Source organism: Erwinia sp. 9145, from assembly GCF_000745075.1.
Classification (GTDB): Bacteria; Pseudomonadota; Gammaproteobacteria; order Enterobacterales; family Enterobacteriaceae; genus Erwinia; species Erwinia oleae.
The window spans coordinates 272,470-284,363 of record NZ_JQNE01000001.1 but is presented as its reverse complement, the minus strand read 5'-3'; the positions used below and the strand labels follow the sequence as shown (position 1 = coordinate 284,363).

At 55.8% G+C, this 11,894-nt stretch carries 9 protein-coding genes; 4 read left to right on the top strand and 5 right to left on the bottom strand.

The window, feature by feature from the left end; all coding sequences use genetic code 11:
- Positions 1–283: 283 nt before the first annotated feature.
- The 3 genes from FA91_RS01385 to FA91_RS01375 all read right to left on the bottom strand — a co-directional run bounded on the left by FA91_RS01385 (position 284) and on the right by FA91_RS01375 (position 3,657).
- Positions 284–1,399, bottom strand: coding sequence for an AI-2E family transporter (locus FA91_RS01385; protein ID WP_034911880.1), 1,116 nt, complete (start codon positions 1,397–1,399; stop codon positions 284–286).
- Between the two features lie 153 nt (positions 1,400–1,552).
- Complete coding sequence (locus FA91_RS01380; protein ID WP_034911879.1) at positions 1,553–3,034, bottom strand: SulP family inorganic anion transporter; 1,482 nt, start codon at positions 3,032–3,034, stop codon at positions 1,553–1,555.
- On the bottom strand, positions 3,031–3,657 hold the full coding sequence (locus tag FA91_RS01375) for a carbonic anhydrase (RefSeq protein ID WP_034911876.1): 627 nt from the start codon (positions 3,655–3,657) through the stop codon (positions 3,031–3,033). Before FA91_RS01375 ends, FA91_RS01380 begins: the two co-directional genes overlap by 4 nt.
- Positions 3,658–4,380: 723 nt before the next feature.
- Between FA91_RS01375 and FA91_RS01370 the strand changes: the two genes are divergently transcribed.
- Positions 4,381–6,390: an NADPH-dependent 2,4-dienoyl-CoA reductase gene (locus FA91_RS01370; protein ID WP_034911875.1), complete on the top strand. Its 2,010-nt coding sequence runs from the start codon at positions 4,381–4,383 to the stop codon at positions 6,388–6,390.
- A 66-nt stretch (positions 6,391–6,456) separates the two neighbouring features.
- Positions 6,457–7,173 carry a polyphenol oxidase family protein gene (locus tag FA91_RS01365; protein ID WP_034911873.1) on the top strand — a complete coding sequence of 239 codons (717 nt, stop codon included), beginning with the start codon at positions 6,457–6,459 and terminating at the stop codon, positions 7,171–7,173.
- Here the strand turns inward: FA91_RS01365 and rlmG are convergent.
- Positions 7,170–8,297: a 23S rRNA (guanine(1835)-N(2))-methyltransferase RlmG gene (rlmG, locus tag FA91_RS01360; RefSeq protein ID WP_034911872.1), complete on the bottom strand. Its 1,128-nt coding sequence runs from the start codon at positions 8,295–8,297 to the stop codon at positions 7,170–7,172. The genes FA91_RS01365 and rlmG overlap by 4 nt on opposite strands.
- Before the next feature lie 81 nt (positions 8,298–8,378).
- Between rlmG and FA91_RS01355 the strand changes: the two genes are divergently transcribed.
- Positions 8,379–8,879: a M48 family metallopeptidase gene (locus FA91_RS01355; RefSeq protein ID WP_034911869.1), complete on the top strand. Its 501-nt coding sequence runs from the start codon at positions 8,379–8,381 to the stop codon at positions 8,877–8,879.
- 5 nt (positions 8,880–8,884) lie between these two features.
- On the opposite strand, the gene FA91_RS01350 is transcribed toward FA91_RS01355, so the two are convergent.
- Complete coding sequence (locus tag FA91_RS01350) at positions 8,885–10,576, bottom strand: chloride channel protein (RefSeq protein WP_034918780.1); 1,692 nt, start codon at positions 10,574–10,576, stop codon at positions 8,885–8,887.
- A gap of 245 nt (positions 10,577–10,821) precedes the next feature.
- On the opposite strand from FA91_RS01350, the gene FA91_RS01345 reads away from it, so the two are divergent.
- Positions 10,822–11,814: a Gfo/Idh/MocA family oxidoreductase gene (locus FA91_RS01345; RefSeq protein WP_034911867.1), complete on the top strand. Its 993-nt coding sequence runs from the start codon at positions 10,822–10,824 to the stop codon at positions 11,812–11,814.
- The last annotated feature ends 80 nt before the right edge of the window (positions 11,815–11,894 follow it).

Below are 11,894 nucleotides of genomic sequence, written 5' to 3'. Positions count from 1 at the left end.
TACAGGCGAACAAACCATAACCGCATTGTCATGGCTCAGATAGAAATGAACATTTGGCATACTGAAACAGCCCTGTGCGGCATCGCGCCAGAGCTGGCCTGAGATGAAACAGGCCGCAGGAAATACTGTATATAAACACAGTACATCTGTTTATTAAAAATGTGAAATGCTTTTTACGGTGAGGGGAAATTCAGTGCAAAGAATTTGACCTGGCTCGCAAGAACGCCGAATACCTGCACGCCAGCAGGGAACGCGGCGCGAAGGCGCCGCGCTTAACAATTATTTAACCATTTGATTCAGAATGATTTTTACCTTCTTCGATAAAATCCTCATCGATTTCATCACTGTTGCCCTGATGATCGCGGCCAGACAGCAGATTCCAGCAGGCAATAAAGAGCGCAGCGATAAGCGGGCCGATCACGAAGCCGTTGATCCCGTAAATTTCCATACCGCCCAGCGTGGCAATCAGGATCAGATAGTCAGGCATTTTGGTGTCTTTACCCACCAGCAGCGGACGCAAAATATTATCCACCAGCCCAATCACCACCACGAAAAACGCCACCAGCAGGATGCCCTTCCACAGCATTCCCGTGGCAAAGAGGTAGATGGCAGCAGGAACCCAGATGATTGCCGAACCGACAGCGGGGATCAGAGAAAGAAACGCCATCAGCGCGCCCCACAGCAGGCTGCCGTCAATGTCGGCGAACCAGAACGCGATGCCGCCCAGCGTACCCTGAACAATGGCGACCGCCACCGTTCCTTTCACCGTCGCGCGCGCAACGGCGGCAAATTTCATAAAAAGGTGATGCTTAACGTATTTCGACAGCGGCAACGATTCCAGGATCAGATTCACCAGCCAGGCACCGTCCTTCAACAGGAAGAACAGCAGATAAAGCATCACGCCAAAGCCCACCACAAAACTGAACGTGCCTTTACCGATCAGGAAAACGCTTCCTGCGACGTATCGACTGCCCTGAAGCGCAAACTGCGACAGTTTTTGCTGAATGCTCGCGGCGTTATCCAGATCGTGATCGGCGAGGAAATTACGCGCCCATTGCGGCAGGTGCTGTATCGCATCGGTAAATATGACCGGCAATTGCGTATTGTTGTGTTGAAGCTTGAGATAGACCACGTTGAATTCAATCGCCATGGATGACGCGACAATGGCCAACGGCGTGAAGACAATCAGGCAGATGATTAACAGCGTCAGCAGTGATGCCAGCCCGTTTCTGTCGGCTAACAGCGTTCTGAGACGGGTTTTCATCGGCTGGAAAATAACGGCGAGGATCGCCGCCCATAAAATGGCGGAAAAGTAAGGGCCAAGAACGTCGAAAAACGCGACCGTTACGATAAACAAAATCAGAATGAAAAATCCTTTCGTCAAACCCTTAAATCTCATAGCAATCCCTCTGAACAGCAAATTTGCTCCCGAAGCATAGAACGCGCCACACCATTTGCAACAATCATCAGGAATAAAATGAGGGGCGCTTTGCCCCTCATTTTTACAACACTGTCTTATCAGACCCTTCTTTTACCGTTTACGGATGTCGTCTTACCCCGCGACTTTCACCGGCCACTGATTTAAAACAATACCGCGTTTGCCCGCGCCTTCGCCGAAATCTTCAAGCACGGCTTTAACGTCGGGATCGAGATACTCCGCGTTATCGTGATCGACGATCACCACGCTGTTTTCGGGAATTTGCGCCAGCAGCCCTTTCAGACGCGGGTTGTGCATAAACGTCAGATTCTGCTGGAAGCGAAGCACATAGTGATCGTCATAGCGCGTTAACAGCATGGCGTTGCGATGGCTTTTGTAAACGCTGAACAGGATTTGCGTCGCCAGGCCAATACCGATGCCCGCCAGCATGCCGAACACCAGAATGCCGCCGATGGTCGCCAGGAATGGTACATATTGCTGCGCCCCCTGACGAAACTGTTCGATGAACAGACGCGGCGTGGCGAGTTTGTAACCGGTGTAAAGCAGTACCGCCGCGAGGCTGGCCAGCGGGATTGCATTAAGTAAATCGCTGAACCACAGTCCACACACCAGCAGCAGAACGCCATGAACAAAGATTGAGAGTTTGCTCTGCGCGCCTACGCTGACGTTTACCGAACTGCGCACGATAACGGCGGTAATAGGCAGGCCACCTAAAAAGCCGCTGATGAGGTTACCGATCCCCTGAGCGCGCATCTCTTTATCCGGCGACGGCGCAGGATGCTGAGCGCGAAGTTTTTTCAACGCCTCCTGGCTCAGCAGCGTTTCCAGACTGGCTACAATAGCCAGGGTCACGGCAACCACGTAGATGGCGGGATTTTGCCAGGCCGCCCAGTCAGGGCTTTCCAGTTCCCCGGTCAGCGCCTGAATGCTGTCGAAGGCTGGCAGCGAGATACGCGGCAGGTTGCTGACGATCTCCGGGAACAGGCGCCCACCGACCACGGTTGCCAGACAGCCAAACAGCACGGCGACCAGCGGGCCGGGCATCCAGCTCAGCGCCTTAACCTTTTTCAGCGTTGGCGTAGTCCAGAACCACAGAATAAGCAGGCCAATGCCGGATACCACGATGGCGGAGAGGGAGAAGCTGAAGGCACCGCCGGTCACCATATCGCTCAGTTCACTCTCTTCGGCTGCGCCCAGTGCGACGGGGATCTGTTGAATAATCAGCAGAATACCAATCGCCGCCAGCATGCCTTTGATCACCGTGCCGGGTACGAGCGTAATGAACCGCCCGGCGCGCGCCAGTCCCAGCAGGAACTGGAGAACGCCAGCGATAACCAGCGCCAGCAGCAGCGCAGAAAACGAACCCAGCGTCTCGATAGCGCCGGTAACGATGGTGACCAATCCGGCGGCCGGACCGCTTACCGCAAATTTGGACGGGCTGAAGGTAGTGACCACCAATCCCCCGATCACGCCGGTCAGCAAACCGACAAACGGCGGAAGGCCACTGGCCTGAGCAATCCCCAGACACAGCGGCAGCGCGACCAGAAAAACCACCAGTCCCGCAGGAATGTCCTGGCGAAGCGTGTTGAAATTCATACCGTTTTTCCCTCCGCATTCTGCTGGATAAGCTCTTTGAGGTGACCGCTTTTGAGATCGTAAACGCAGCCGAATACATCCAGCTGCACGCCGTCGCGCCAGGCGTTACGTACCGGTTCGGCTTCAATGAGATGAGCAAACTGCGCGAGGACGTTAACCTCAACCAGCCGGTTCAATCGCGCGGTTTCATCTTCCCCGTCCGTCGCTTCAGCCAGACCCGGCGATATGGCTTCCCGCAGTTGGGTGATACGACGAGCCAGCGGTGAGTTTTCATCAGAAAGTGGAATATCCGGCAGCGATGTCGCCGCCTGTACGCCGCCGCAGCCGTAGTGCCCGCACAGCACAATGCGCGACACTTTCAGATACTCCAGCGCGTATTGCAGCACGCTCATAAAATTGTCGTCGCCGCTCACCACCATATTGGCGATATTACGATGGACAAACAGTTCTCCGGGATGCGCACCCGTCAGTACTTCGGCAGGCACACGACTGTCTGAACAGCCAATCCACAACGAATGCGGCTGCTGCGAATGTACGTTTTGTCGAAAATAGTGCGGATTGCGTTGGCGGCGCTGTAAGGCCCAACTACGATTTTTCGCTAACAGGGGTTTTAGAGTCGTCAAAATAGAGTCTCTCTTCTAGGACAACAGGAATAAACCTGGGCGCCGGGTTAAAATAATTAGCGGAAATGCTCCGCTTTAAGTAAGTCTGCAATAATAAAAATAAGTTCTAACACTTTGCCATTAATATAATCATTAAGATTAATCCTGGATGGAAATTACCCTGCGCATTTTGTAATTTTAGTAACTGAAAACTTTCTTACTGACGATATCTCTCTTTTAGAAACAAAGGCAATAAGATGTGCTTATAGCAAAGACAATGTAATAATATTTCCTTTTTAATCAAAAAGATAAAAATATAATTCATTTAAAATACTTTTTCAGAAATCACGAACGCGCTTATTTAAGACGCGTATCTCTTTTGAAAATCCTCGACCTTTTTTCTTTCCACAATTTAAAAGAGGTTAAATAGCAAGAAGGGAACGGTTAAATAAACTCACTCTGTTTATCAATAAATGTCAGCAATCAAATATGATTATTTAATTATCTTTACATTAATGACGGTACGCGAAAATGTTCTCACGCTAATAATCACCAATCAAAATGCCTCGCTGACGCGTTTCCTTTATTCATTTCTGAATTGTTTATTGTCATGTTTGATCCTTTGCAACCGACAGATAGCGCGCTCATTTGCAGACGCAGGTCACACTCCCGAGAACATCCCGTTGCCTGGCCGCTTTTCCTCGCTAAAGTTAACTCATCCGACCACTTACCCGTTGATATTCTATGAGCGCCTCTCTCTTTTCTCCGCTGGATCTTGGCTTTACCCGGTTAAAAAATCGGGTGCTGATGGGCTCAATGCATACCGGGCTGGAAGAACATCCCGACGGCGCGCGTCGTCTGGCATCATTTTATGCCGAACGCGCCGCAGCGGGCGTGGCGCTGATCGTGACCGGCGGCATCGCGCCCTCGGCGGAAGGGGTGGTGATGGCGGGCGCGTCCGTCCTTGACAGCCCGGAACAGCTTGACCACCATCGCACGGTCACCGAAGCCGTTCATCGTGCAGGCGGGAAAATCGCGCTACAGATCCTCCATGCCGGACGCTACAGCTATCAGTCCGCGCTGGTGGCGCCCTCTCCGCTTCAGGCGCCGATTAACCCGTTCAGACCGCGTGAACTCACCCATGACGACATTCTCGCGCTGATCGCCAGCTTTGCGCGCTGCGCCCGCCTTGCGCAGCAGGCCGGCTACGACGGCGTCGAAATCATGGGCTCGGAAGGCTATCTGATAAATCAGTTTCTCACGGTGCGCACCAACCAGCGCAACGATGAATGGGGCGGTGACGAGCAGCGCAGAATGCGTTTCGCGGTAGCGATCGTTCGTGCGGTACGCGAGGCAACAGGTCGCGATTTCATTATTATTTACCGCCTGTCGATGCTGGATCTGGTTGAGGAGGGCAGCACGCTGGCGCAGACGGTGAAGCTGGCGCAGGCTGTTGAGCAGGCCGGCGCGACGCTTCTCAACACCGGCATCGGCTGGCACGAGGCGCGCATTCCCACGATTGCCACCTCCGTGCCGCGCGGCGCATTTGGCTGGGTAACGCAACAGCTTCGTCACCACGTCAGCGTGCCGCTGATCGCCACTAATCGCATCAACCATCCCGCCGTCGCGCAGGCGCTACTTGATGAAGGCTGCGCCGATATGATCTCGATGGCGCGCCCTTTTCTTGCCGATGCCGAATTCGTCAGCAAGGCGCAGTCCGGACGCAGCGATGAAATCAATACCTGCATTGGCTGCAATCAGGCCTGCCTCGATCGGATTTTTGCCGGAAAAGTGACCTCCTGCCTGGTAAACCCGCGAGCCTGCCACGAAACCGAGATGCCGGTAACGCCGGCTCGTCAGGTGAAAAAACTGGCGGTGGTGGGCGCGGGCCCGGCAGGTCTGGCCTTTGCCGTTAACGCAGCCGGGCGCGGCCATCAGGTAACGCTGTTCGACCGCGCGCCGGAGATTGGCGGCCAGTTCAGCATTGCCCGGCAGATCCCCGGCAAAGAGGAGTTCAGCGAAACCCTGCGCTATTTTCAGCGCCAGCTGGCGTTAAAAAACGTCACGCTGCGCCTCAATCAGGCAGCCAGCGCCGATATGCTGACAAACTTTGATGAAATTATCGTGGCGAGCGGCGTCGCGCCGCGCGTCCCCGACATCCCCGGTATCGATCATCCGTCGGTGCTCAGCTATCTGGCGGTGCTGCGAGATAAAGTCCCGGTTGGTCAGCGCGTTGCCATTATTGGTGCGGGCGGCATTGGGTTTGATACGGCGGAATATCTCAGCCAGCATGGTCCGTCGGCAAGCCTTGACGTGGCGGCGTTCTGCGAAGAGTGGGGAATCGACCGCACGCTGGCGCAGCCGGGCGGTCTCACCGCGCCGCAGCTGCCGTCGTCAGCGCGTCAAATCTGGCTGTTGCAGCGGCGTTCAGGAAAGCCCGGCGCGACGCTGGGTAAAACCACCGGTTGGATACATCGCGCCAGTTTGCAGATGCGCGCGGTAAAGATGTGGGGCGGCATTGAGTACCTGAAAATAGACGATGAGGGTCTGCATATTCTGCATGAAGGAAAAGCGGAGCTGCTGCCGGTTGACAACGTCGTGATCTGCGCCGGGCAGGAATCTTACCGTCCGCTGGCCGATGAATTAGCGGCAAAAAACAAAACGGTTCATATCATTGGCGGCGCAGAGTTGGCGCTGGAACTGGATGCACGTCGGGCTATCGCCCAGGCCACCGCGCTGGCGCTGGCGATTTAAGCGGGATCGGCGATACGCTTTCAGCCATAATGACAGGATACGATCCCAACCCGGAAGGACGCCCTGATGCCTGATACCTGCCGCTCAACGCTGCTCTCTGCCTTTGACTGGCTCGATCATGCCTTTCTGCCAGCCGGCGAGGCACCGCCGGACGATGCCATCTATAACCATCAGCGCCACAGTGCGACGGTGGTCACCGACAGCGAAGCGCTGCCGGTGAAAAGCCGTGAGGCCGACGGGCTGATCGGCAGCGGCCATCGTCCGCTGGCGGTCTATACCGCCGACTGCCTGCCGATACTGATTGCCGACGCGCGCGGCAAGCAGGTTGCCGCCGTTCACGCCAGCCTCACCGGCACGCTGAAAGGCGTGCTGATCAACACGCTTCATCGTCTGTGCGAGCAAGGCGCCACGCCGGAAAGCCTGACGATCGCCGTCGGCCCGTCGATCGGCCCGTGCTGCTACGAGCTGGGTAAGGATCTGATAACGCGCGTCGGGCAGGAAAATCCGCACGGGCTGACGCCGCTGCTGCCCGTTACCGCACACCAGCCAGCCAACCCGGCCGCCGTACGGACACAGGCGGCGGCCACCACGCAGGGCGTGTGGTTTGACCTGCCGCTGCTGGCGAAACGCATTGCCCTACGCGAAGGTGTGCCGGCAACGCAGATCGAACTGAGTCGCGTTTGTACCTACTGTATGGCAGAAGAGCAGGCAAGCTATCGTCGCAACACCCATTTCAGTCATGGCTATCAGCAGCGGTATTCATGGATACAGCGGCGTGGTTAGCGGACTTTGACCGCACGCAGGATAACGAACTTCTGGTTCGACGCCACGGTGTCACAGTTGCCGAACAGCTTTTTCATTTTGTGGTAATAGTCGAGGTGGCGGTTACCCACGATGCGCAGTTCGCCGCCCCAGGCGAGGCAACGACGGGCATCGCGAAACATCTGCCAGGCAACATGATCGGTGACCGCGTTTTGCTGATGGAAAGGTGGATTGCACAGTACTGCGCTCAGGCTGTCTGAGGGAAAACCTGACAGCACGTTGTTCACTGAAAAACGGCTTCGCGCCAGATCCTGCGGGCGATTCACCTCAACGTTCAGCTGGCTGGACGCCACCGCCATCATCGATTCATCCACAAAGTGCACCACCGCATCGGGGTTTTTCTCAAGGGCCATCAGGCCAATAACGCCGTTGCCGCAGCCAAGATCAAGGATCTCCCCGTCGATATTTTCCGGCAGATGCGCCATAAAAAAGCGCGCGCCGATATCAAGACTGCTGCGGGCAAACACGTTGGCATGGTTGTGGATGTGGTAATCAGTGCCGTCGAGCGGCCAGGTCAGCGTGGCGGGCGCATCCGCCAGCGCGGGCAAATCCGGTGTGCAGTAGATCAGGCGCGCCTTCTTCACCGCCAGCGAGGTGGTGGTTTTCCCCAGTACGCGCTCAAAAAGCTGAAGCGTTGAGCTGTGGATCTCTTTGACTTTCCCGGCGGCGACGATCTGCGTCTCCGGCGTAACCACGCTGCGTAGCGCGCGCAGCTGATGCTCCAGCAGGGCCAGCGTTTTCGGGATTTTGATCAGCACGCGGGCGGGAGCGGCAGGCAGCGGCGCAAGGCTGTCCAGCAGCGTGACCGCATCCTCTTCCCTGCCATTAAGCTTCAGGTTTTGCCGTGTCGCCAGCTGGCTGAGCAGCGAATCGCCTATGCTGAACACCGCATCGTCCGCCAGCGCACAGGCCAGCGCGCCAAAGGCGTCGTTAAAGATCAGCGTCGGGCCGCTGACGGACGTCTCGTTCAGCGTGTTTAACAGGTATTCATCAGCGGCATCCCACGCCTGTAGCGGGCTCTCCTCACGCATGGGGGGAAAGCGATGCAGCGTCAGCGTGCGGTGGCTCAGTTCAAGTTGGCTCATGGGATAACCTTAGTGGTAAAATTCCCGCGCTTTATCCCCTAAATCGCGCCGACAGTAAACGTTTTTCTTGCAGGAGCTGGCATGTCATTGATTTACCTTCAGGGCTATCCTGAATCGCTGCTGGCGCAGGTGCGTCAGCTCATCGCTCAGCAGCGGCTCGGCGACGTGCTGCGCAAACGCTATCCGGAGAGCCACAGCGTGACCAGCGACCGCGCGCTATATGACTATGCAATGGCGCTTAAAAATCAGGCGCTGCGCAATGCGCCCCCGCTCAATAAAGTGCTGTACGACAGCAAAATCAGGATCATGAAGGATGCGCTCGGCCTGCACACCGCCATTTCCCGCGTTCAGGGCGGGAAACTGAAAGCGAAGGCGGAAATTCGTGTGGCGACCATTTTCAAACAGGCGCCGGAAGCCTTTCTGCGGATGATCGTGGTACATGAACTGGCGCACATCAAAGAGAAAGCGCATAACAAGGCGTTTTACCAGCTCTGCTGCCACATGGAACCGCAGTATCATCAGTTAGAGTTTGATACACGGCTCTGGCTGACCGAGCAGGCGCTGCACGGGCGCGAAAGCTGACGTCTTTATAAGAAGTCTTTCGCTTTCTGAATCAGGCTGGTTTTGGTCAGCGCGCCGAGGTATTTTTTCTCCCGCGGGTTGTTCAGCACTGGCAGGCGCTCCAGCGTCACTTTTGCAAACGCTTCCCAGCCTTCGGTGATGGTTTGGTTTTCAAAAATATAAGGAAAGCTTTCATCCATCACGCAGCTCACCGGCGAGTCCAGCGTGATAACTTTATCCAGCACCTGCCGCGAAATATCGTGAATCGATACCGCGCCCAGGAATTCGCCCTCTTCACCGATCACATACACAAAACGCTCGCGCTTTAATGAACTGACGGCCAGCGCTTTTCCGACCGAGGCGGTCGGCGTCAGCGCCGCGCCGGAAACGATAAACTGTGAAATGATGCCGTTATCAAAATCGAACTTGGCGTCTGAGCGCCGAAAATGGTTTTTGATAACCGGATAGGTGCTGTTGGCGTGCAGGCGGTAAACGGTCATGGAAGCCAGCACGCAGGCGATCATCGCGGGAAACAGCAGGCTGCTGTTCAGGGTCATTTCCAACACCATCAGCATCGCCATCAGCGGCGCCTGGCTAACCGACGCCAGCACCGCGCCCATGCCGACAGCGGCAAAAATGAGCACGTTACTTATCGGCAACCCAGCCAGAACCGCCAGCGAGGCCACCAGCACACCAAGAATGGCTCCAATCAGCAGTGAAGGCGTAAACAGGCCGCCGACCGCCCCGGAACCCACCGACACTGCCGTGGCGCACATCTTGAGCAACAGTAACATAAAGAGCGCCTTGATCAGAAAGCCGCCGGCCATGATCTCAACAATCACTTCATAGCCGTTGCCCAGAATTTTTGTCGAGCCAATGGCCATCGTACCCACAATCAGCCCGCCGAATCCCAGCCGCAGCGGCAGGCTCCGGACAACGCCAAAACGTTGCCTGCTCTGCGCGATTAGCCAAATCATCGCCCAGCCAACCAGCCCGGCCAGCAGGCCAACCGCAACGGTTAACAGTATCGTCGCGGGCGTGAGTTCAAACAGCACGTGCGAGAACGGATAGATAGCGGAACGGTAGCCCAGCGACCACATCATCAGCACCGCCACGCCGGAGGAGATAATCAGCGGCACAAGGCGCTGCATGGCCGAAATGCCAAAGGCGATCTCAGCCACAAAAATGGCCGACGCCAGCGGCGCATGGTAGACCGACGACAGCCCCGCCGCCGCCGCCATTGCCACAACATCGCTGTTGCGCAGGTTGAGGCGCCGGAAACAGAGACGGCCCATCAGGCTGCCGCTGAGCGCTGAAAGCTGCACCATCGGCCCCTCTTTACCAATCGAGCCGCCGCTGCTGATGCTGGCAAGCGAGGAGAGCGCACGAAACAGCGAGGTTTTGGTCGGTACCGCATCGAGCCGGGCGTTGATCACATCCAGATAGTCGGTGCGCACCGTCTCTTTCTGTTCAATGGCGGCGGCGTAGCGCAGAAAAAATCCGGCAATCACCCCACCACTGCCTACAATCAGCGGCCAGAAATACCAGGGGTAAACCGTCATCGCCTGCGTCACGTCATGACGTGTGCCGAAAATCATTGCGGTGATAAGTTCGATCAGCGCCCGGAATCCCAACGTAGCTAACGTGGCGACCAGGCCAACGGGAACGGCAACCAGAATGCTGGTCCAGTTCAGTGCGTGTCTGCTGCCCATTGTCATTATTTTGCCCATCTGAAAATCGGTTATTAACTCTGTCTGGCCGGAAAAACAGGAAATGTTTGTCGCCAATAACGCCATATCATCGTTAATGATGCGAGATTTTATCCCGTTATGCTGATGATATTTATCATGACAGCGCCGCTTTTTTTAGCCATTACTCTGCAAATCACACGTGCTACTCTGAGAAATCGGCGGGGCAGAGCCGCCCCGGACATCTTCTGAACGTATGGAGAAGGCCACGCGCTATGATTCGCTTCGCTGTAGTAGGGACTAACTGGATAACGCGTCAGTTTATCGACGCCGCGCATGAAACCGGCAAAATGAAGCTGACTGCCGTTTATTCACGCTCGCTGGCGCAGGCGCAAACCTTCAGCAATGATTATCCCGTTGAGCATCTGTTTATCTCTCTTGAGCAGTTGGCGCAGTGCGAAGACATTGATGCCGTGTATATCGCCAGCCCCAATGCGCTGCACTGTCCGCAGGCGATGCTGTTTATGCAGCACAAGAAACATGTGATTTGCGAAAAGCCGCTGGCATCTCATCTGCGGGAAGTTGAAACAATGATCGCCTGCGCGCACGATAATCAGGTGGTGCTGTTTGAAGCGTTCAAAACCGCCAGCCTGCCCAACTTTCATCTGCTGCGCCGTTCGCTGCCTCAGGTTGGCAAACTGCGTAAGGCGCTGTTCAGCTACTGTCAGTACTCCTCCCGTTATCAGCGCTATCTGGACGGCGAAAATCCAAATACTTTCAATCCCGCCTGGTCCAACGGGTCGATCATGGACATTGGCTTTTACTGTCTGGCGAGCGCTGTCAGCCTGTGGGGCGAACCGCACGCGGTGCATGCCAGCGCCACGCTTCTGGAAAGCGGCGTTGATGCACATGGTACCGTGGTGCTCGATTATGGCGATTTTGACGTGACGTTGCTGCACTCCAAAGTCAGCCAGTCGGGGATGGCCAGCGAGATTCAGGGCGAAGCCGGTTCGCTGCTTATCGAGCAAATTTCCGAATGCCAGCGCGTCAGCGCGGTACCGCGCGGCGCGCGCGCGCAGGATATCAGCCAGCCGCAGCACATTAATACCATGCTTTACGAAGCGGAAACCTTTGCTTCGTTAGTAGAAAATCATCAGATACATCATGAAGGATTAGTTACGTCGCGGATTACAGCAAAATTACTGACGGAAATCCGCCGCCAGACGGGCGTGGTCTTTCCCGCCGACGCGGCACCGGCCGCTGTGTAAATATTTCTAAATATTGCAAAATACGTTTGACCTCTTTTGCTGCTCCGCCTATCTTCTTGAGCAGCAAAGGGGAGTAACTT

Coding starts and splice junctions, on each gene's coding strand:
- FA91_RS01385 (WP_034911880.1), bottom strand. CDS start 1,399: ATGAGATTTAAGGGTTTGACGAAAGGATTTTTCATTCTGATTTTGTTT.
- rlmG (WP_034911872.1), bottom strand. CDS start 8,297: ATGAGCCAACTTGAACTGAGCCACCGCACGCTGACGCTGCATCGCTTT.
- FA91_RS01350 (WP_034918780.1), bottom strand. CDS start 10,576: ATGACAATGGGCAGCAGACACGCACTGAACTGGACCAGCATTCTGGTT.
- FA91_RS01370 (WP_034911875.1), top strand. CDS start 4,381: ATGAGCGCCTCTCTCTTTTCTCCGCTGGATCTTGGCTTTACCCGGTTA.
- FA91_RS01355 (WP_034911869.1), top strand. CDS start 8,379: ATGTCATTGATTTACCTTCAGGGCTATCCTGAATCGCTGCTGGCGCAG.
- FA91_RS01365 (WP_034911873.1), top strand. CDS start 6,457: ATGCCTGATACCTGCCGCTCAACGCTGCTCTCTGCCTTTGACTGGCTC.
- FA91_RS01380 (WP_034911879.1), bottom strand. CDS start 3,034: ATGAATTTCAACACGCTTCGCCAGGACATTCCTGCGGGACTGGTGGTT.
- FA91_RS01345 (WP_034911867.1), top strand. CDS start 10,822: ATGATTCGCTTCGCTGTAGTAGGGACTAACTGGATAACGCGTCAGTTT.